Consider the following 18,908-nt stretch of genomic DNA (forward strand, 5'->3'; position numbering starts at 1 on the left):
CTGGCGCAGCGTGCGGCCATTTGGGTCCGCTCAAAACGATGCGCTTATCAAACAGAGGCATCGGACCGACCCCAAAAGTGCAAATCCACTTTTCTCGTCCGATGCTCTAGCCTGAGTGCAGCGGTATTTCCGCAAGGGAATACAGATTCTTTACTTGGTGGCAGGCGGAGCCATGGCGCCGATCTTGGCCGCCATGTCCATGCATTCTGCTTCCTTGCCCTGCTGGTCCAACTGCTTGGCCTGCTGGATCATCTGCATGGCTTGGTTGTAACCTTGGCTTTGGGCTGTCACGTTTGCGCCCTGCCCTTGGGCGGAGGTCGCGCTCTGCGCTGTCGCTCCAGTCGTCGACGGAGTGTCCAATGCAGGCCCTCCGCCTTCCTGCTTCGCCGAAATGGACTTCTCAAGATCGGCAAGCCGCTGTGTGCACGGTCCTGCAAAGGCAGGGCCGGCCAAAGCAAGGGCAAGGGTTGAGCCGAGAAGCGTCGAGCCAAGGATGACTTTGCTGACCATATCGATCTCCCGTGGTCGAAAGCCCCGCCTGTCAACCCGCCGGTTCGGATCAACGTTCCGTCGGGCCGATCTCCGCAAAGAGATACCGCTCGAACCAGTCCGGAAAGGCTCGCACCAGCTCCTTCGGTCCCTCCACGGCAAGGCCCATCCGCTGCGCTTCGGCCAGGCTCACGTCGCCCCGCCACCAGGCGGCCAACGCAGGGAGGCGGGCGCGGACGCGGACCGCCTCCGGGAAACCGGGGTTCTGGGTACAGAACGCGGTTTCCGTGCCTTTCAGCAGCAGGAAGCGCGGATGCCGGTCTCCGTCGATCTCGAAGCGTACGACCAGCGGCTCCTTGGGCAGGGCCGCCTGCCGGACGCGCCGCTGCATGTCGACGAGGAGCGGCTCGAGGTCCAGGTCTTCCTCGGCGGCGTTCCGGGGCAGCCAGCGCTGGCCCCAGGCGCCGAGCGCGCCCACGATCCCCATCAGCTCCCGGCCCGCTTCGGTGAGCGCATATTCCGGGCCGTGTACGCCCTCGCTTCGCGTCACGGCCCCCGCATGGACCAGCGCCTGCAGCCGTTCCGAGAGCATGGTGCGGGAGATGCGCGGGATGCCGCGGCGGATGTCGTTGAAGCGACGGCTGCCGCACAGGAGCTCGCGCACGACGAGAAGGGTCCAGCGCCCGCCGATGACCTCATGCGCGCGCGCCACGGAACAGAACTGACCGTAACCTGCCATGGAATAGCGCTACCATGGCGGCATGGCCCGAGGAAGTCCGGATTCCGGACCTGACGGGCCGTCCGCCTCGGGCTATCGGACGGGGACCCTTTCGGATGACGCCCATGACCGCACAGCCCCGCACCGTTCTCGACCGCATCGGCAACACCTCTCTCATTGCCCTGCGCACCATCGCGCCCGCCAACGGCGCCCGCATCCTGCTGAAGCTGGAGAACGAGAACCCCACCGGCAGCATGAAGGACCGGATGGCGCTCGCCATGATCGCGGCGGCGGAGGCCGACGGACGCCTCAGGCCGGGAGGAACGGTCGTCGAATATACCGGCGGCAGTACGGGCGTCTCCCTCTCTCTCGTCTGCGCGGTCAAGGGCTATGCGCTCGACATCGTGACCTCCGATGCCTTCAGCCAGGAAAAGCTGGACCACATGCAGCTTCTCGGCGCGCGGCTCCACATCGTGGCGAGCGACGGCGGTCGCATGACGGAAAAGCTCACCAAGGACATGATCGAGGAGGCCCGCCTCATTGCGCAGGCGAAGGGTTCGTTCTGGACCGACCAGATGAAGAACCGGGACCAGCTCGCCGCCTATCACCGCATGGCGGACGAGATCTGGGCCCAGGCGGGCGGAAGGATCGACGGCTTCGTCCAGAGCGTGGGCACGGCGGCCTCTCTGCGCGGCGTCGCCGAGGGCCTGAGGCGGCACAATGAGCGCATCGGAATCGTCGCCGTGGAGCCCGCCGAATCCGCCGTCCTGTCGGGTGGCCCGACAGGGGCTCACAAGATCGACGGGGTCGGCGCGGGATACGTGGTCCCGCTCTGGCAGGCGGGCCTCGCGGATGCGATCGAACGCGTTTCGACGGAAGAGGCGATGGCCATGGCCTTCCGCCTGGCGCGGGAGGAGGGCCTGTTCGCGGGCACCTCCACCGGCGCGAACGTCACCGCCGCCCTGCGGCTGGCGGAGCGGCTCGGACCGGGCGCCACCATCGTCACGGTGATGTGCGATACGGGGATGAAATACCTCAAGACCTTCGGGGCGAAGCTCCCCGCGCAGGCTGCGCCAGCCTGAGCGCTATCGCTCCAGCAGGTCCGGCCTGCGCTCGCGGGTGATGCGCTCCGATTCCGCGCGCCGCCAGCGCTCGATGGCGGCGTGATTGCCCGAGAGGAGCACCTCGGGAATGCTCCGGCCCTCCCATTCGCGGGGGCGCGTATAATGCGGGTATTCGAGGCGGTTCGTCTCGAAACTCTCCTCGGTGCCGGAGGCCTCCTTGCCCATGACGCCGGGGAGCAGGCGCACGCAGGCATCGAGCACGATCATCGCCGCCATCTCGCCGCCGGAGAGCACGTAATCGCCGATGGAGACCTCTTGCAGGCCGCGCGCCTCGATCACACGCTCGTCCACGCCCTCGAAGCGGCCGCAGACGATGATCGCGCCGGGACCGGCGGCAAGCTCGCGCGCATAGCTTTGAGTGAGCGGCCTGCCGCGCGGGCTCATGAGAAGTTTCGGGCGCAGATCGCCGGCCGCTGCGGCCGCGTCGATGGCGGCGCCCAGCACATCGCAGCGGATCACCATGCCGGGGCCGCCGCCTGCGGGCGTATCGTCCACCGCGCGATGGCGCCCGAGACCGTGATCGCGGATGTTTCTGGCCTCCAGCGACCACAGGCCGCGCGACAGGGCATCGCCGGAAAGCGACAGGCCCAAGGGGCCTGGAAACATCTCGGGGTACAGGGTGAGGATGGTGGCCGCAAAGCTCACGCGCGGTCCTCACCGGGTTCGGGCGTGCCCACTTCGAAGAAGTCGTCGGGAAGGGCTGCGATCACGCGCTTGCCTGCAATATCGACCGTCGGCACGAAGGCTTTCGTGAAGGGCAGGAGCGCGGTCGGCCCCTTTTGCGCGGGCGCGATCTCGAGAAGGTCGCCGCCGCCGTAATTGGGCACGGCGACGATGGTGCCGACGGTCTCGCCCGTTTCATTCTGAACGGAAAGGCCGATGAGATCGGCGAGCAGGAATTCGTCTTCGTCGTCAGGGGGCGGAAGCGTGTCGCGCTCGACGTAAAGCTGCACGCGGTTGAGCGCCTCGGAAGCCTCGCGCGTGGTCACGCCCTCGACCGTCGCGATCAGCAGATCGGGCGCGCCGCCGGGAGCGGGGCGGACGGATTTCAGAGAATAGGTTTTGCCGTTCGAAGCAATGAGCGGCCTGTAGGCGGCGATCGCATGGGGCTCGCCGGTATGGGATTTCAGCCGCACCTCGCCTTTGAGGCCGTGCGCGCGGCCGAACTCGCCCACGAGGACGAGATCGTCCCGATGCGGCAGGGCGAACCCTCCTCCCCCTTGTGGGGAGAAGAGGGAGGTGGGGGTGTCAGCGCCACGTTTTGTTATCTTGACGCTCGCACCCCCACCCCTGCCCCTCCCCGCAGGGGGGAGGGGTGAGGCGGAGCGTTGTTGGAAACGCTCCTTCTTCGTCATGTTTTAAGCAGCCTCGCCTTCGGCAGCCGCGGCGGCCTTCTCGGCAGCACGCTCCTGGGCCTTCTTGCCCGGGACGGCCTTCTGCGGGTTGTTGCGGGCCGGACGCTTCAGGAGACCGGCGGCATCGAGGAAGCGCAGGACGCGGTCGGTCGGCTGGGCGCCCTTGGCGAGCCAGGCCTTGATCTTCTCGATCTCGAGAACGACGCGGCCGGCGTCATCCTTCGGCTTCATCGGGTCGTAGGTGCCGACCTTCTCGATGAAGCGGCCATCGCGCGGGGAGCGCGAGTCGGCGACGACGATGCGGTAGTAGGGACGCTTCTTCGCACCACCACGGGTGAGACGGATCTTCAGGGACATGGGTTTCTCCTTTTAGTGTCCTGCGATCAAACTTGTGCCGTTCCAGATCAGGCTGAGACGACGAAACCTATTTCTTCTTCCCGAACGGAAAACCGCCGATGCCCGGAAGACCGGGGATCTTCGGTCCGCCGAGACCCGGCAGGCCGGGAACGCCCTTCGGCATGAGCGGAAGCGCGCCGCCTGCGCCGGTGCCGGGGAAATCGGGGAGCTTGCCGCCCATCTGCTTCTGCAGCGCCTCGATCTGCTCAGGGGTCGGCTGGGGCATGCCGCCCATTCCGCCGCCGAGGCCGAACATCTTGCCGAGCGCGCCGGCCATGCCCTTGCCCTTGCCGCCGCCCATCATCTTCATGACGTCGGCCATCTGGCGGTGCATCTTCAGGAGCTTGTTGATGTCCTCGACCTTCACGCCCGAACCCGCGGCGATGCGCTTCTTGCGCGAGGCTTTGAGAATATCCGGGTTGCGGCGCTCGGCGGGGGTCATGGAATCGATGATGGCGCGCTGGCGCTTGATGATCCTGTCGTCGAGATTGGCGTTCTCGAGCTGCGCCTTCATCTTGGCGACGCCCGGCAGCATGCCCATGAGGCCGCCGAGACCGCCGATCTTCTCCATCTGGGAGAGCTGGTCGCGCAGGTCCTCCAGGTCGAACTTGCCCTTGCGCATCTTCTCGGCCATGCGCTGGGCTTGTGCGGCGTCGAAATTCTCCGCCGCCTTTTCGACGAGGGAGACGATGTCGCCCATGCCGAGGATGCGGTTGGCGACGCGGGAGGGATGGAATTCCTCCAGCGCATCGACCTTTTCGCCCGTGCCGATGAGCTTGATCGGCTTGCCCGTCACGGCGCGCATGGAAAGCGCCGCGCCGCCGCGCGCATCGCCGTCCATGCGGGTCAGCACGATACCGGTGACGCCGAGGCGCTCGTCGAAGGCGCGCGCGGTGTTCACCGCGTCCTGGCCGGTGAGCGCGTCCGCCACGAGCAGGACCTCGTGCGGGCCGGTGGCCGCGCGCACTTCCGCCGCCTCCACCATGAGCGCCTCGTCCACGGTCACGCGGCCGGCGGTGTCGAGCATCACCACGTCATAGCCGCCCAGGCGCGCGGCCTCCATGGCGCGCCGCGCGATCTGCACCGCCGACTGGCCCGCGACGATGGGAAGCGTATCGACGCCCACCTGCTTGCCCAGCACCGCGAGCTGCTCCATCGCCGCCGGACGGCGCGTGTCGAGCGAGGCCATGAGAACCTTGCGGTTCTCGCGGTCGGTGAGGCGCTTGGCGATCTTGGCGGTGGTGGTCGTCTTGCCCGAGCCCTGCAAGCCCACCATCAGGATGCCGACGGGCGGAACCGCATTGAGGCTGATCACCTCGGCGTCAGAGCCCAGCATCTCCACGAGCTGGTCGTGGACGATCTTGACCACCTGCTGGCCGGGGGAAACGGACTTCACGACCTCCGCGCCCACCGCGCGGGCGCGCACCTTGTCCGTGAAGGAGCGCACGACCTCGAGGGCGACGTCCGCCTCGAGCAGGGCGCGGCGGACCTCGCGCAGGGCCGCGTTGACATCCTCCTCGGTCAGCGCGCCGCGGCGCGTGAGCGAGTTCAGGATGGTGGAAAGCTTGTCGGAAAGGCCTTCGAACATGATCACTCAATTCCTTTGGCGATGAGTGGTACATCGCGATCCGCGATGGCCTTTTCAAAGTGGCTTATGGCCGCCTCGAACTTGTCCCGGCAGCCGGGATTGCAGAAGCCGACGACCTCGCCGCGATAGCGGGTGAGCGAATCCGCCGCGATCGGCTTTCCCGACCACGGGCAGGTCTCGTTGACCGCGTCCTCGATGCGCAATGTCTCGTCCGGCATCCGTTCGTCCCTGACGCGAAACCCAAATGAAAGCGCGCCCGAGGGCGCATCGCGCTGTCGGACGTTGACCTCCAGCCTCTCGGGCTGGTCGGCGGCTCAAAAGGGCTCGCTCTACAGATTTGCGGTCAGCACCTAAGGGGAAAAAGCGGCAGAGTCAAGGAAAGGGCTGGAGATCGAGACTCTTAAGGGCTGACCTTTCGGCATTGCGCCGGGGCCGGGGCGGCTTACCCCTCCAGGGGCCGGGCCTCTTCCGGCAGCATGATCGGGATGCCGTCGCGGATCGGGTAGGCGAGCTTGGCGCGGCGGCTGATCAGCTCCTGGCGGGCGGCGTCGTATTCCAGCGTTTCCTTGGTGAGCGGACAGACGAGAAGCTCCAGGAGCTTGGGGTCGATCCGCGTCGCCTCCACCGCTTGGGGCGTTTCGGTCTGGGTCGTATCCGGCACCATGTTTTTCGTTTCCTATTGCAGGGTCGAGTCGGAGCTGGCGCCGCCGCGGGCGAGCTCGATCTCGGTGAGCGCGATGAGGACTTCCGCCCGCGTCTTGAGGTTTGGCGCTTCGAGCAGCGCCTGCTTCTCGCGCACGCCGAAGGGGCTCATCATGCACAGGGCGTTCACGAGGGCCTCGTTGGGCGCTTCCTCGATGCCGCGCCAGTCGACCTTCACATGGACCGAATCGACGAAGTCGCGCAGGGCCTTCACCACGCCGGCCCGGTCCACCTCGTTCTCGCCTGCGCGCGCCGTGAAATCGGAGGCGAAGGGCTCGAAGGTCACGCGGCAGCGGCGGAAGAGGTCGATGGGCGGCAGCTCCTCCTGGATGCGGAAGCGCGAGATGCCGATGAGCGTGACGAGATAGCGTCCGTCGCCGGTCTCGGCGAACTGCGTGATGCGACCGGCGCAGCCGACCCGGTAGAGCTTGGGCGCGGCTGCGCGGGAATCGTTGTCGGCGTCAGGCTGCACCATGCCGATGATGCGGTCGGTCCTGAGCGCCTCATCCACCATCGCCACATAGCGCGGCTCAAAGATGTTGAGCGGCATCTGCCCGCGCGGAAGAAGCAGCGCGCCGGGGAGGGGAAAAACCGGGATGACCGACGGGCAATCCTCCGGCCCACGGTATACCGCGTTCATTCCCATGCCGCTCTCCCAAACCGTTTCGAGACGTCAAGCGAACAGGAGCGAGGAAAGCCTGCGCCGTCCTGTCAGGGTCATCTCGTCCGTCGGGCCCCAGGCCTCGAAAAACTGGACGAGCTGCTTGCGCGCGCCGTCATCGTTCCAATTGCGGTCGCGGCGGACGATTTCAAGGAGGTGGTCGACGGCTTCTTCGCGTTTCCCGCGGGCGTTCAGCCCGACAGCGAGGTCGAAGCGCGCCTGATGGTCCGCCGGATCGGCCTCGACCCGGCGCTGGAGGTCGGTGAGGTCGCCGAGGGATTCCGCCTGTTCGGCGAGCTCCACCGCGGCGCGCGCGCCGGCGATGGCCGGGTCGTTGGCCTTGGCCTGGGGGGCCATGGCGAGAAAGCGCTTCGCCCCTTCGAGGTCGCCCACCTCCATATGAAGCTTCACGAGGGCTGCGAGCGCCGCGACGTTCTCGGGATCCTGCGAGAGGACGGCGGCGTAGAGCTCAGCGGCTCCGCCCATGTCGCCGGCCGCCGCCAGGCGGTCGGCCTCGGCCAGGATCTCCTCGGCGGCGCTCGGGCCGAGCGGGCCCACGAGGCGCTCGATGAAGCTCTTCACCTGGCTTTCCGGCAGCGCGCCCATGAAGCCGTCCACCGGCTGGCCGCGCTGGAAGGCGAAGACGGCGGGGATCGACTGCACGCCGAGCTGGCCCGCGATCTGCGGATGCTCGTCGATGTTCATCTTCACGAGCTTCACCTTGCCGCCCGCGGCGCGCACGGCCTTCTCGATGATCGGCGTGAGCTGCTTGCAGGGGCCGCACCAGGGGGCCCAGAAATCGACGAGCACCGGCTGGTTCATGGATTCCGCGAGCACGTCCTGGCGGAACGTCGCCGTGGTGGTGTCCTTCACGAGATCGTCGGGGGAGGGGCCGGGGGCGGGAGTATCGGAGAGCATGCGATCCTCGAAGGCGTGGTCGTGAGAAGAAGCTATGAACCTAGATGGGAGCTCGACCGTTCTCCTGCAATTCCGCAGGCGGCTCCGGCAGTTTCAGGATGATCGGGTCGTGGCCGGTGGCGCGCAGGAACTTCACCAGATCCTCCCGCGAAACGCCCGTGGTCATGGAATTGACGAGGGGGTGAAAATTCACCCGCTCGTGCTCCATGAGGTTGGCGTCGAGCACCATGGTCACCTTGCCTTCTCCGTCGTTCACCACCGCGAAGGCCGTGACCGAGCCGGGCTCGACCCCGAGCATCTCCCTCAGCTGCTCGGCCGAGCCGAAGGACAGGCGACCCGAGGCGCCGAGGGCCTCGTGCGCGCGCTTGAGGTCGATGGCCGTGTCGTGCTTGGCGGAAATCAGGAAGAAGCGCCCCTTCTTGTCCTTCACGAACAGGTTCTTGGAATGGGCTCCCGGGATCCGCTCCTTGACATGATGCGATTCGGCCACCGTGAACACCGGCGCGTGCTCCACCGTCTCGGCGGGGATGCCGAGGGCGGAGAGCCGGTCCAGGAGCTCCTGCGGGGACAGATGGGCCAAGGCAAAACTCCAGCGCGATCCTGCGAATGTCCGCCCGGGTTCTAAAGCATCGGCCGGGAAAGTGGAAACCACTTTTCGGGCCTGTCCGATGCCCACTGTCCCGCCCAGCGCGCCAGCGACCCGATGAAGCGGGCCTGCGGCCGAGGCTCCGGCCGTGAATTCGGCCCATGCTCTTGTCCCGCCGCGTGTTTTGGCGTCGAGCCGGACCCGCGGCGCCGGAAAACGATCGAAGGGGTGCCCCGAAAAGATCTTCACTACCCCCTTGCAATGCGCAGCGTTTTGGGGCACATCAACGGCCTCGAAACGATGCCTCGCGCATCGCGGAGCGTGCGGGTGTAGCTCAGGGGTAGAGCACAACCTTGCCAAGGTTGGGGTCGAGGGTTCGAATCCCTTCGCCCGCTCCAATTTCTCTTCAATCAGAGAACTTTACGAAGGCCCGCCGTCAGGCGGGCTTTTCGTTTTTGCGGCTGCCTGCCGAAGCAGATAAGGTTACACCTTTCGTCCTGGTCCGTGATCCATTCAGCCCATGCTCGCCATCAAAGAAGTCTTCGCCGCAGGCTACCGCTCCCTGAGGAATATCCGCTTTCCCGTTGAGCCGCTGTCTGTGTTCGTTGGTGCCAATGGCACGGGGAAGACCAACCTCTACCGCTCGCTCCAGCTCCTGCAATCGGCCGCCGCCGGCACGCTCACCCGCGACCTCGCCGCCGAAGGTGGCTTCGATTCCGTCTATTGGGCGGGCCAGCGCAGCGCCCGGGATCCGGTGCGGGTGAGGCTCGGTGTATGCCTGTCGGGGGAGGGGACTGGTGATTACAATCTCGAGTACGCGGTCGAGACTGGCTTGGTGGAGCTGCTCGGAGCCGGGTTTCCGTTGGAGCCGCAGATCAAGGCTGAGACCCTCGTCTATGGTGCGCGTAGCCGCTCAAAGATATTGCTGGAACGGCGAGGGCCAAGGGGGCACTGCATCGACGAAGAGGGCTCGAAGCGGCCTTTGGGCGGCGAGATTCTGCCCTCGGAGACGGCTCTGGGGTCCCTACAGGATGCTGCCGCTTTTCCCGATCTGCATCTTGCCCGCAGCACCATGCTGGAATGGCGGTTCTTCCATGGCTTCCGCACCGATGCCGGAGCCGCCCTCCGTCGGCCCTCCCTTGCGGTGACCTCGCCGACGCTAGCCTCCGACGGTTCAAATCTTGCGGCAGTCTTTGCGACGCTGGCCTATATCCGCGAGGATACCGTTGATCTAGACCAGGCCTTCGATGACGCCTTTCCCGGTGCGCGGCTCGTCATTCCTCAGCCAGACCGTTTCGCCACCTTCGGCGTGGTGTTTCCTGATTATCCGAAACGCATCTTCCAGCCCTCTGAATTGTCGGACGGAACGCTGCATTTCCTGGTGCTTGCCGGAGCCCTTCTGTCCTACCGACTTCCGCCCTTCATCGCCCTAAATGAGCCGGAGACGAGCCTGCATCCGGACCTGCTCGAACCGTTGGCGCGCATGATCGTCTCCGCTTCCAAGCGCACGCAGGTATGGCTCGTGACCCATTCTGAGCCGCTGGCCGATGCGATTGCGCGGGACAGTGGCGTCTCGCCGCGGCGGGTCATCAAGCGAAAAGGGGAGACCTGGATCGACGGTCTCCGACTCAGTGGGGACTTTGCAGAAGACGATGATGAGGCATGACGCCGATCCGGTGGTACGGATGGGCGGCCTCTGATAACGCTAGCCAAACGAGAATTCCGATTGCAGCCCTGCTCGGCCTCGCAAGGCGTGAGACAAGGTTCTAGGATCAAGACACCACGCGGGAGAAAACACATGGTCGACGCACGACACCTGAGCATTCTATCCGAGCTTGAGCGGAAGGTTCTCTGGCTGTCGACGTGGACGATTCATCACGCCAACCATCTGCGGTCCAACGCGGACGGGCTGAAGATCGGCGGGCACCAGGCCTCCTCGGCCTCGCTTTCGACGATCCTGACCGCGCTCTACTTCGCCGCCCTGCGGCCAGAGGACCGGGTGGCGGTCAAGCCCCATGCCAGCCCGATCTTCCACGCCATCCAGTATCTCTTCGGCCACCAGACCCGCGACAAGCTGGAGAACTTCCGCGGCTACAAGGGCGCGCAATCCTATCCCTCCCGCACCAAGGACGTGGACGACGTGGATTTCTCCACCGGCTCCGTCGGCCTCGGCGTCGCCCAGACCCTGTTCGCCAGCCTCGTGCAGGACTACGTCAAGGCCCATGGCTGGGCGAAGGACCTGCCCGAAGGCCGCATGATCTCCCTCGTTGGCGATGCCGAGATGGACGAGGGCAACATCTTCGAGGCCCTGCTCGAGGGCTGGAAGCACGGCGTGCGCAACACCTGGTGGATCGTCGACTACAACCGCCAGAGCCTCGACGCGGTCATCCGCGAGGGCCTGTGGGAGCGCTTCGAGGCCCTGTTCCGCAACTTCGGCTGGGAAGTGGTGATCCTCAAATACGGCTCGCTGATGAAGGAAGCCTTCGCCGAGCCCGGCGGCGACAGGCTGAAAGCCTGGATCGATTGCTGCCCGAACCAGCTCTATTCGGCGCTGACCTTTCAGGGCGGGGCGGCGTGGCGCAGGCGCCTGCTCGACGATCTCGGCGACCAGGGTCCCGTCACGCGCCTCATCGAGAAGCGCTCGGACGAGGAGCTGGCGCGGCTCATGTCCAATCTCGGCGGCCACGACCTGCCGAGCCTGCTCGACGCCTTCGAGAAGGCCCGCCACCACGACAAGCCGGTCTGCTTCATCGCCTATACCATCAAGGGCTTCGGCCTGCCGCTCGCGGGCCACAAGGACAACCATTCCGGCCTTCTGACGCAAAAGCAGATGGCGGCCTGGCAGGAAGCGCAGGGGGTGCGCCCGGGCCATGAATGGGACCGGTTCGAGGGCATGCGGATCCCGCAGGGCGAGCTGGAGGCGTTCCTGAAGCAGGTGCCCTTCGTGCAGAAGGGGCGGCGGCGCTATTCCGCCCCGGCGGTGCCGGTGCCCGAGACGCTCGCCTTCCCGGCCCAGCCGGCGATGTCCACGCAGCAGGGCTTCGGCCTCATCCTCAACGAGCTCGCGCGCTCCGATCACGCGCTGGCGGATCGCATCGTGACGACCGCGCCGGACGTGACGGTCTCGACCAATCTCGGCGCCTGGGTGAACCGGCGCGGGCTGTTCGCCCGCCACAGCATGGTCGATACCTTCAAGAAGGAGCGTATTCCCTCGACCTACAACTGGGAATTCTCGCCCAAGGGCCAGCATCTCGAACTCGGCATCGCGGAGATGAACCTCTTCATCATGCTCTCCGCGCTCGGCCTCTCGCATTCGCTCTTCGGCGAGCGGATCCTGCCCATCGGCACCCTCTACGACCCGTTCATCTATCGCGGCGCGGATGCGCTCAACTATGCCTGCTACCAGGATGCGCGCTTCCTGCTCGTGGCCACGCCCTCGGGCGTGACGCTGGCGCCGGAGGGCGGCGCGCACCAGTCCATCGGCACGCCGCTCATCGGCATGGCGCAGGACGGGCTGGCCTCCTTCGAGCCGGCCTTCGTGGACGAGCTGGCGGTGATCATGCGCTGGGCCTTCGACTACCTGCAGCGCGACGGCGAGGGCGCGCCGGACGAGAGGACCTGGCTGCGCGACGAGACCGGCGGCTCGGTCTATCTGCGCCTGTCGACCCGCAGCCTCGAGCAGCCGCAGCGGGCGATGACGCCCGCGCTGGCCGACGACATCATGGCCGGGGCCTATTGGCTGAGAAAGCCCGGGCCGAACGCCCAGGTGGTGGTGGCCTATACGGGCGCGGTGGCGCCCGAAGCCATCGCGGCGGTGGGTCTCATGGCCGAGGACCGGCGCGACATCGGCCTGCTCGCCGTCACCTCGGCCGACCGGCTCAACGCGGGCTGGACGGCGGCGCAGCGCGCCCGCGAGCGCGGCCTGGTCCAGGCCCGCTCGCACGTGGAGCGGCTGCTCGCCGAGGTGCCGGCCCATTGCGGGCTGGTGACGGTCATCGACGGGCATCCGGCGACGCTCGCCTGGATGGGCTCGGTGATGGGCCACCGCACCCGCTCGCTCGGCGTCGAGCATTTCGGCCAGACCGGCACGATCCAGGATCTCTATCGCCATTGCGGCATCGACGCACAGGGCATCGTCGCCGCCGCCCAGGCCATCGCCCCGGGCCGACCCATCCGACACCTCAAAGCCGTGTGAGCCAGCGTCGGGAGGCTTTCTTTTTTGCGAAAGATTTGCGGCTGAAGGGCTCGCGTGCTAACCGCGTGCCTTTCAGCACGTGAGTTTCAAGCAATCCAATGGCCTCCAAGAGCCTCATGCGGGGCGATACCCTTCCCTTGATCGGCCGCCTCTGGCGGGACTGGATGCGTCCGCACGCGAAGACGCTTGCCCTGGTCCTGCTGCTGGTGGCCCTGGTCTCGGGGGCGACGGGGCTCTATCCGGTGCTGATCAAGGCGGCCTTCGACGCCTTCGACGCCAAGGACGCCCACGCCATCATGCTGGCGCCGCTCTTCGTGATCCTGGTCACCTCCGTGAAGGGCTTTTCGCTGCTGGCGCTCACGATCCTCACCAACAAGGTCGTGACGCGGATCGAGGCCGACATGCAGACGGCCCTCTACGGCCATCTGATCGAGGCCGATCTGGCCCAGATCGGGCGCGAGAGCCCGGCGGCGCTGACCCAGCGCTTCACCACGGATTTCGCCTTCATCCGCGAGGCGCTGACGCGCCTGTCGACAGTCTTCCTGCGCGAGATCACGACCATCATCGCCCTGATCGCGGCGATGCTCTGGATCGACCCCGTCCTGACCCTCGTGGCGGCCGTCGTCGCGCCATTCTTCGCCTACCCGGTCAACAAGATCGGCCGCAAGCTGCGCCGGGTGGCGATCTCGACCCAGGAGCAGACGGGCCTGATGGCCAGCCTGATCACGGAGAGCCTCGCCGGAACCCGGATCGCCAAGACCTACGGGCTCGAGCGCTATCTCAAGGCCAAGGCCGCCAGGACCTTCGACGACGTGCGCGGCCTCAAGATGAAGGCCGCCAATGCCCGCGGGCGCATGGACCCCATCCTCGAGACCGGCGGCGGCCTCGCCGTGGCCATCGTTCTGATTCTGATCGGGCAGCGGATTCTGTCCGGCGAGAGCAGCGTGGGCGATTTCACGGGCTTCGTCAGCGCCCTCGTCATGGCGGCGCAGCCGATCCGGGCGCTCGGGAACCTCAACGCCATCGTGCAGGAGGCGGCGGCCGCCCTGCAGCGCACCTTCGACGTGATGGACGAGACGCCCCGCATCCAGGACAGGCCCGGAGCCGGGCCGCTCCGGCTGGAGGGAGGCGAGATCCGGTTCTCGAACCTGTCCTTCTCCTATGACGGCGAGGCCGCCGCCCTCGCTCACGTCGATCTGGTGGCCGAGGCCGGGCAGACGACGGCTCTCGTGGGCCGCTCGGGCTCCGGTAAGTCGACCCTCCTGTCCCTCGTGCCGCGCCTCTACGACGTGACGCAAGGAGCCGTCCTGATCGACGGACAGGACGTTCGGGACGTGTCGCTCGCCAGCCTGCGCCGGGCCATCGCCGTGGTGAGCCAGGACGTGATTCTCTTCGACGACACGGTGCGGGCCAACATCGCCTTCGGGCGGGCGGACGCCACCGAGGAAGAGATCGTGGAAGCTGCCAGGGCCGCCGCCGCCCATGATTTCATCATGAAGCTGCCCGAGGGCTACGACACGGTGGTCGGCCCCGGCGGCGGACGCCTGTCGGGCGGCGAGCGCCAGCGCATCTCCCTCGCCCGCGCCTTCCTGAAGGACGCGCCGATCCTGCTCCTGGACGAGGCGACCTCCGCCCTCGATTCCGAATCGGAGCGCCTGGTCCAGGACGCGATCCGCAAGCTCATGAAGGGCCGCACCACCCTCGTCATCGCCCACCGCCTCTCGACCGTGCGCAACGCGGAAAAGATCGTGGTGATGGAAAACGGGCGCGTGGCGGAAACCGGATCGCACGAAGCCCTCATAGCCCAGGCGGGGGCCTATGCCCGGCTCTACCGCATGCAGCTCTCCGGAGACGACGAGATCGCCCTGGTGGAGATGTAGCCGGCGGAGAACGGGCGTCCCGGCCTATTCCCGCCGCATGATCCTGTCGACGAGCAGGTTGGACCAGAAGCCGGGGCGGAAGTTCCGCTCCAGGGCCTCGGCGTCGTACTGGGTCTCGATCCAGGTCAGGAACGGGATGCCCTTGGCCTCGCCCTCGCGGCGGTAGAGATCGAAGAATTCGTCGAGGATGCCCGTCTTCGAGAAGCGGAAGTGGCCGAAGCGCACGGAGAGTTGCCGCTGGGCCTCGTCGATGGACTTGCCCTCATAGACCACGAGGAAGAGGGCGGCGACGAAGCCGGCCCGGTCCGCCCCCGACTTGCAGTGCAGGACCGCCGGGTATTCGATCTCGTCGAAGAACGCCTTGGCGGAGAGCAGCGTGTCCCGGTCCGGCGCGCCGCGGGAGCGCACGACGAACTCCACCAGCTTGATGCCGAGCCGCTCGCAGGCTTCCTTCTGAAGCTGCCAGGAGCCGTGCTCGCGCCCGCCGCGAAGGTTGATGATGGTGCGCACGCCCTCGGCCTTGAGCGCGGCGATCTGGTGCGGCGCGGGCTGGGCCGAGCGCCACAGCCGGTCCGTGACCTTGTGCTTGTTCAGGTAGAGGAGGCGGAAGACCCCGTGATCGGCGAGCAGCATGTGGGCCCAGGCGCGCAGGCGGCCGGCCGGGCCTTCGACGGGCCTGTCCCAGCGGGCGATGCGGGCCATGCGCCGGGCATAGCGGATTTCAGGTTTGAGGAACCTGTTGAACACGGGAACCAACGATCTCAATCTATGCAAGGGTAACGGCTCGAGGCCGGAGGCGGCCCTTATCGGCGATGGTCGAGGATTAATCAATCGGGCGCTTTGTCTTCGGCGACGAAAGGGAAATGCAACCAATCGGTTGCCGCCCTGCGGCCGGTCGTGTAAGGGGTGCGTTTCGAGACAACCCTCCTTCGGCGAAAAGAGTGGCTGTAAACCGGGTCTTAAAGCCTTGGTGACGCTCTATCGTTGGGGACAACACGAAATTTCAGGAGAGCGGCGTCATGTCGTCCACCTTCGAGACCGTCGCCGGCATCATTGCCGAGACCGCCGATATTCCGCGCGAACAGATCACCCCAGAGAGCCATGCCATCGAGGATCTGGGCATCGACTCCCTGGCCTTCCTCGACATCGCTTTTGCGATCGACAAGGCTTTCGGGATCAAGCTGCCGCTGGAGCAGTGGACGCAGGAAGTGAACGAAGGCAAGGCACCGGCGGAGGAATACTTCGTCCTGAAGAACCTCGTGGCGCGCATCGACGCCCTGGTGGCCGCTAAGCAGGCCTGATTCAGCGACAATGTCCCGGCGGGCCGGCGTTAGCCGGCTCGAAGAGGCGATCCATCAGCGCTCCGCCTCATGGATTCTCTTCCCATTGAACCCGCCGGGCGCAAGAGGGTAAGAGAGCCGGATGCGCCTCGAATATTTTGAAATGATCGATCGGGTGACGAGCCTGGACCGCGACGCCAAGCGGATCGAGGTCTCCTCCACCGTGCCCATGGAAAGCCCGGTCTTCGAAGGGCATTTTCCCGGCCATCCCCTCGTCCCCGGCGTCCTCCTCACCGAAACCATGGCCCAGGCCTCCGGCTATCTCGTCCTGGGCGTCATGGGCTTCACGCACATGCCGTTCCTGATGGGCGTCGACAAGGCACGCTTCCGCACCTTCGTCGGACCGGGTACGGTGCTGACCGTCACGGCGCAGCTGGAGCACGAAGGTTCGGGCTATGCGGTGACGAAGGCCAGGATTACGGCCGAGGGCAAGCCGATCTGCGATGCGGAGCTGCGCTTCCGGATCATGCCCTTCCCGGAAGGCATGGACGGCCAGATGCGCGCTCAAGCCAGGCGCATCGGCCTCCTGGAGGAGACGGTTTGATGCGCGACGTCGTCATAACGGGAGTGGGCCTCGTCTCCTGCGCGGGAGAGGGCCTGGAGACGCACCTGGCGGCGCTCGCCGCCGCCGGCGCCCCGAACACGGATACGGCAAGCTTCGAGCCCTTCCAGGTCCATCCGGTGGTTCCCCTGGAATGGGACCGGCAGATCCCCAAGAAGGCCGACCAGCGGCAGATGGAGGCTTGGCAGAAGCTCGGCTGCTACGCGGCGGGCCTCGCCCTCGACGCGGCGGGCGCCAAGGAGGACGCGGCCCTGAAGAGCCGCATGCAGCTCATCGTCGCGGCGGGCGGCGGCGAGCGGGACTATGCCGTCGACGGGCAGATCCTGACCGGGTTGCGGACGGCCGAGAACCCGGGCGTCTTCCTCAACGAGCGCCTCATGAGCGACCTGCGTCCGACCCTGTTTCTCGCGCAGCTCTCCAACCTGCTCGCTGGCAACATCTCCATCGTCCACGGCGTGACGGGGGCCTCGCGCACCTTCATGGGCGAGGAATCGAGCGGCGTCGATGCGCTGCGCATCGCCCGCGAGCGAATCGCCTCCGGCCAGGACGACATCTTCCTCGTCGGCGGCGCCTACAATGCCGAACGGCCCGACGTGCTCCTGATCTACGAGATGGGCGGGTTTCACTGGAAGAAGCCCTATCGTTCGGTCTGGGAGCGACCCGCCGAGGGCGGCGGCATGATCCTGGGCTCCGGGGCCTGCTTCTTGGTGCTCGAATCCCGCGAGCACGCGGCCTCGCGCGGGGCGAAGCCGCTGGCGAGCCTGGCCGGCATCGCCTCCGACCGCAGCCGCCGCCAGCCCGGCAGCGTCGAGAAGGCGCTTCACGGGCTTGCGCAGCAGCTTCGGGCCAGGCCCGAGGCGGTGATCTCCGGCGCCACCGGCGTCCAGGGCATCACGGAGGAGGAGCGGGCGGCGCTCAAGGACATCGCGCCGGAAGCCGCCGTGCACGCCACCGCCGATCTCATCGGCCACACCATCGAGGCTCAGGCTCCGGCCGGCGTCGCCCTGGCGGCGGGCCTGATCGCCCAGGGCAAGGCAGCAGAGGCGCTCGTCACCTCCGTCGGGCATTGGCGCGGCGAAGGCGCCATCCGGCTCACCAAGGCTTGAGGAGAAGGCTATGCGCGACACACAGGGCCGTCCGCTCGTCGCCGTCACCGGCATGGGCGTGGTCACCTCCATCGGCCAGGGCAAGGACGACACCTGGGCCGCCCTCACGGCGGGCCGGTCCGGCATTCACCGCATCAACCGCTTTCCCACGGAGGGCCTGCGCACCACGATCGCGGGCACCATCGACGACGTGACGGTGGAGCCCTTCTGCGCTCCCATGCTCTCCGAGCGCCTGGCCATGCTGGCCGCCGAGGAGGCCGTCGGCCAGTCGGGACTGGCCCCGGCCGATTTTCCGGGCGCGCTCTTCATGGCCGTGCCGCCGGTCGAGATGGAATGGCCGCAGCGCGAGGCGCTGGCCGAGGCCTCGGGCCAGACGGGCGAGATCACCTACAAGGATCTCCTGAAGGCTGCAGGCACGGGCCGGTTCAAGGCTTGGCACGACCTCTTCATCTTCGGCACGGTGGCCGACCGGGTCGCCGACCGTTTCGGCACCAAGGGCTCGCCGATTTCGCTCTCCACCGCCTGCTCCTCGGGCGCCACCGCGATCCAGCTCGGCGTCGAGGCGATCCGCCGCGGCGAGACGGACGCGGCGCTCTGCATCGGCACGGACGGCTCGGTCAATCCGGAATCGCTCATCCGCTTCTCGCTGCTCTCGGCGCTCTCGACCCAGAACGAGAATCCGGAGGCCGCCTCGAAGCCGTTCTCCAAGAACCGCGACGGCTTCGTCATGGGCGAGGGTGGAGCGGCCCTCGTGCTGGAGAACGCGGAGAAGGCCAGGGCACGCGGCGCCAGGATCCTCGGCTATGTGCTCGGCTGCGGCGAGAAGGGCGACGGCTTCCACCGCACCCGCTCCTCGCCCGACGGCATGCCCGCCATCACGGCAATCCGTCAGGCGCTGGAGGATGCGGGCCTCGTCCCCGAGGACATCGATTACATCAACGCCCACGGCACCTCGACGCCGGAGAACGACAAGATGGAGGCCATGAGCTGCACCGCCGTGTTCGGCGAGCGCATGGCGAGCCTGCCGATCTCGTCGAACAAGTCCATGATCGGCCACACGCTCACCGCCGCCGGCGCGGTCGAAGCGGTCATGTCGCTCATGACCATCGCCACGGGCCGCATTCCGCCGACCATCAATTACCAGGTGCCCGACCCGTCGATTCCGCTCGACGTGGTGCCGAACGTGGCCCGGGACGCGAAGGTGAATTACGTGCTCTCGAATTCCTTCGGTTTCGGCGGTCAGAACACCTGCCTCGTCTTCGGGGCCGAGCCCAAGGGAGCTTGAAGA

Annotated in this window: 20 protein-coding genes and 1 tRNA gene; 9 read left to right on the plus strand and 12 right to left on the minus strand. The window is 66.9% G+C overall.

Translation table 11 applies throughout. From position 1 onward, the window contains the following. Positions 1 to 150: 150 nt before the first annotated feature. A complete protein-coding gene (locus L879_RS0114420) occupies positions 151 to 510 on the minus strand; it encodes a hypothetical protein (RefSeq protein WP_027316730.1) in 360 nt (119 codons plus the stop codon). 49 nt (positions 511 to 559) lie between these two features. After that, a complete protein-coding gene (locus L879_RS0114425) occupies positions 560 to 1,228 on the minus strand; it encodes a winged helix-turn-helix transcriptional regulator (RefSeq protein WP_027316731.1) in 669 nt (222 codons plus the stop codon). 104 nt (positions 1,229 to 1,332) lie between these two features. On the opposite strand from L879_RS0114425, the gene L879_RS21770 reads away from it, so the two are divergent. Continuing rightward, a complete protein-coding gene (locus L879_RS21770) occupies positions 1,333 to 2,289 on the plus strand; it encodes a PLP-dependent cysteine synthase family protein (protein WP_035459700.1) in 957 nt (318 codons plus the stop codon). 3 nt (positions 2,290 to 2,292) lie between these two features. Here the strand turns inward: L879_RS21770 and trmD are convergent, their stop codons facing one another. The 9 genes from trmD to L879_RS21775 all read right to left on the minus strand — a co-directional run bounded on the left by trmD (position 2,293) and on the right by L879_RS21775 (position 8,531). After that, positions 2,293 to 2,976, minus strand: coding sequence for a tRNA (guanosine(37)-N1)-methyltransferase TrmD (gene trmD / locus L879_RS0114435; protein WP_027316732.1), 684 nt, complete (start codon positions 2,974 to 2,976; stop codon positions 2,293 to 2,295). Further along, the gene (gene rimM, locus L879_RS0114440; protein WP_084021041.1) at positions 2,973 to 3,686 is read right to left on the minus strand and encodes a ribosome maturation factor RimM; all 714 of its coding nucleotides are present in this window, start codon (positions 3,684 to 3,686) and stop codon (positions 2,973 to 2,975) included. The genes trmD and rimM overlap by 4 nt, the downstream gene beginning before the upstream one ends. Before the next feature lie 3 nt (positions 3,687 to 3,689). Next, positions 3,690 to 4,043, minus strand: coding sequence for a 30S ribosomal protein S16 (rpsP, locus tag L879_RS0114445; RefSeq protein ID WP_027316734.1), 354 nt, complete (start codon positions 4,041 to 4,043; stop codon positions 3,690 to 3,692). Positions 4,044 to 4,110: 67 nt separating this feature from the next. Beyond that, positions 4,111 to 5,670, minus strand: a complete 1,560-nt coding sequence (gene ffh / locus L879_RS0114450; RefSeq protein ID WP_027316735.1) for a signal recognition particle protein — start codon at positions 5,668 to 5,670, stop codon at positions 4,111 to 4,113. Between the two features lie 2 nt (positions 5,671 to 5,672). Then, positions 5,673 to 5,888 (minus strand): eL24 family ribosomal protein, encoded by a 216-nt coding sequence (locus L879_RS0114455; RefSeq protein ID WP_027316736.1) that lies wholly within the window; start codon positions 5,886 to 5,888, stop codon positions 5,673 to 5,675. 224 nt (positions 5,889 to 6,112) lie between these two features. Continuing rightward, complete coding sequence (locus L879_RS0114460) at positions 6,113 to 6,334, minus strand: Trm112 family protein (RefSeq protein ID WP_027316737.1); 222 nt, start codon at positions 6,332 to 6,334, stop codon at positions 6,113 to 6,115. A gap of 12 nt (positions 6,335 to 6,346) precedes the next feature. Next, positions 6,347 to 7,018, minus strand: a complete 672-nt coding sequence (locus L879_RS0114465) for an LON peptidase substrate-binding domain-containing protein (RefSeq protein ID WP_027316738.1) — start codon at positions 7,016 to 7,018, stop codon at positions 6,347 to 6,349. Positions 7,019 to 7,045: 27 nt separating this feature from the next. Next, positions 7,046 to 7,951 (minus strand): thioredoxin, encoded by a 906-nt coding sequence (trxA, locus tag L879_RS0114470; RefSeq protein ID WP_027316739.1) that lies wholly within the window; start codon positions 7,949 to 7,951, stop codon positions 7,046 to 7,048. A 40-nt stretch (positions 7,952 to 7,991) separates the two neighbouring features. After that, positions 7,992 to 8,531, minus strand: coding sequence for a prolyl-tRNA synthetase associated domain-containing protein (locus L879_RS21775; protein WP_035459703.1), 540 nt, complete (start codon positions 8,529 to 8,531; stop codon positions 7,992 to 7,994). Between the two features lie 329 nt (positions 8,532 to 8,860). Between L879_RS21775 and L879_RS0114480 the strand changes: the two genes are divergently transcribed. From L879_RS0114480 to L879_RS0114495, 4 genes are all read left to right on the plus strand, one after another. Then, positions 8,861 to 8,935: transfer RNA gene (locus L879_RS0114480), tRNA-Gly, on the plus strand. Between the two features lie 122 nt (positions 8,936 to 9,057). Beyond that, complete coding sequence (locus tag L879_RS0114485) at positions 9,058 to 10,203, plus strand: AAA family ATPase (protein WP_027316740.1); 1,146 nt, start codon at positions 9,058 to 9,060, stop codon at positions 10,201 to 10,203. 132 nt (positions 10,204 to 10,335) lie between these two features. After that, the gene (locus L879_RS0114490) at positions 10,336 to 12,732 is read left to right on the plus strand and encodes a thiamine pyrophosphate-binding protein (protein WP_027316741.1); all 2,397 of its coding nucleotides are present in this window, start codon (positions 10,336 to 10,338) and stop codon (positions 12,730 to 12,732) included. 98 nt (positions 12,733 to 12,830) lie between these two features. Then, entirely contained in the window at positions 12,831 to 14,612 is a 1,782-nt protein-coding gene (locus L879_RS0114495; protein WP_027316742.1) for an ABC transporter ATP-binding protein, read from the plus strand. A 24-nt stretch (positions 14,613 to 14,636) separates the two neighbouring features. On the opposite strand, the gene L879_RS0114500 is transcribed toward L879_RS0114495, so the two are convergent. Continuing rightward, complete coding sequence (locus L879_RS0114500) at positions 14,637 to 15,359, minus strand: fused DSP-PTPase phosphatase/NAD kinase-like protein (RefSeq protein ID WP_027316743.1); 723 nt, start codon at positions 15,357 to 15,359, stop codon at positions 14,637 to 14,639. A gap of 272 nt (positions 15,360 to 15,631) precedes the next feature. Between L879_RS0114500 and L879_RS0114505 the strand changes: the two genes are divergently transcribed. From L879_RS0114505 to L879_RS0114520, 4 genes are all read left to right on the plus strand, one after another. Next, a complete protein-coding gene (locus L879_RS0114505; RefSeq protein ID WP_027316744.1) occupies positions 15,632 to 15,913 on the plus strand; it encodes an acyl carrier protein in 282 nt (93 codons plus the stop codon). A 121-nt stretch (positions 15,914 to 16,034) separates the two neighbouring features. Further along, positions 16,035 to 16,496, plus strand: coding sequence for a 3-hydroxyacyl-ACP dehydratase FabZ family protein (locus L879_RS0114510; protein ID WP_027316745.1), 462 nt, complete (start codon positions 16,035 to 16,037; stop codon positions 16,494 to 16,496). Further along, complete coding sequence (locus L879_RS0114515; protein WP_035459706.1) at positions 16,496 to 17,620, plus strand: beta-ketoacyl-ACP synthase; 1,125 nt, start codon at positions 16,496 to 16,498, stop codon at positions 17,618 to 17,620. The genes L879_RS0114510 and L879_RS0114515 overlap by 1 nt, the downstream gene beginning before the upstream one ends. Positions 17,621 to 17,630: 10 nt before the next feature. Beyond that, entirely contained in the window at positions 17,631 to 18,905 is a 1,275-nt protein-coding gene (locus tag L879_RS0114520) for a beta-ketoacyl-ACP synthase (protein WP_027316747.1), read from the plus strand. Positions 18,906 to 18,908 lie beyond the last annotated feature (3 nt).

The organism is Microvirga flocculans ATCC BAA-817 (assembly GCF_000518665.1).
Lineage (GTDB): Bacteria > Pseudomonadota > Alphaproteobacteria > Rhizobiales > Beijerinckiaceae > Microvirga > Microvirga flocculans.

Excerpts from the sequence above, each read along its gene's own strand:
- L879_RS0114420 (WP_027316730.1), bottom strand. The coding sequence starts at position 510 with ATGGTCAGCAAAGTCATCCTTGGCTCGACGCTTCTCGGCTCAACCCTT.
- L879_RS0114425 (WP_027316731.1), bottom strand. The coding sequence starts at position 1,228 with ATGGCAGGTTACGGTCAGTTCTGTTCCGTGGCGCGCGCGCATGAGGTC.
- L879_RS21770 (WP_035459700.1), top strand. The coding sequence starts at position 1,333 with ATGACCGCACAGCCCCGCACCGTTCTCGACCGCATCGGCAACACCTCT.
- rimM (WP_084021041.1), bottom strand. The coding sequence starts at position 3,686 with ATGACGAAGAAGGAGCGTTTCCAACAACGCTCCGCCTCACCCCTCCCC.
- rpsP (WP_027316734.1), bottom strand. The coding sequence starts at position 4,043 with ATGTCCCTGAAGATCCGTCTCACCCGTGGTGGTGCGAAGAAGCGTCCC.
- ffh (WP_027316735.1), bottom strand. The coding sequence starts at position 5,670 with ATGTTCGAAGGCCTTTCCGACAAGCTTTCCACCATCCTGAACTCGCTC.
- L879_RS0114455 (WP_027316736.1), bottom strand. The coding sequence starts at position 5,888 with ATGCCGGACGAGACATTGCGCATCGAGGACGCGGTCAACGAGACCTGC.
- L879_RS0114460 (WP_027316737.1), bottom strand. The coding sequence starts at position 6,334 with ATGGTGCCGGATACGACCCAGACCGAAACGCCCCAAGCGGTGGAGGCG.
- L879_RS0114465 (WP_027316738.1), bottom strand. The coding sequence starts at position 7,018 with ATGGGAATGAACGCGGTATACCGTGGGCCGGAGGATTGCCCGTCGGTC.
- trxA (WP_027316739.1), bottom strand. The coding sequence starts at position 7,951 with ATGCTCTCCGATACTCCCGCCCCCGGCCCCTCCCCCGACGATCTCGTG.
- L879_RS0114485 (WP_027316740.1), top strand. The coding sequence starts at position 9,058 with ATGCTCGCCATCAAAGAAGTCTTCGCCGCAGGCTACCGCTCCCTGAGG.
- L879_RS0114490 (WP_027316741.1), top strand. The coding sequence starts at position 10,336 with ATGGTCGACGCACGACACCTGAGCATTCTATCCGAGCTTGAGCGGAAG.
- L879_RS0114495 (WP_027316742.1), top strand. The coding sequence starts at position 12,831 with ATGGCCTCCAAGAGCCTCATGCGGGGCGATACCCTTCCCTTGATCGGC.
- L879_RS0114505 (WP_027316744.1), top strand. The coding sequence starts at position 15,632 with ATGTCGTCCACCTTCGAGACCGTCGCCGGCATCATTGCCGAGACCGCC.
- L879_RS0114510 (WP_027316745.1), top strand. The coding sequence starts at position 16,035 with ATGCGCCTCGAATATTTTGAAATGATCGATCGGGTGACGAGCCTGGAC.
- L879_RS0114515 (WP_035459706.1), top strand. The coding sequence starts at position 16,496 with ATGCGCGACGTCGTCATAACGGGAGTGGGCCTCGTCTCCTGCGCGGGA.
- L879_RS0114520 (WP_027316747.1), top strand. The coding sequence starts at position 17,631 with ATGCGCGACACACAGGGCCGTCCGCTCGTCGCCGTCACCGGCATGGGC.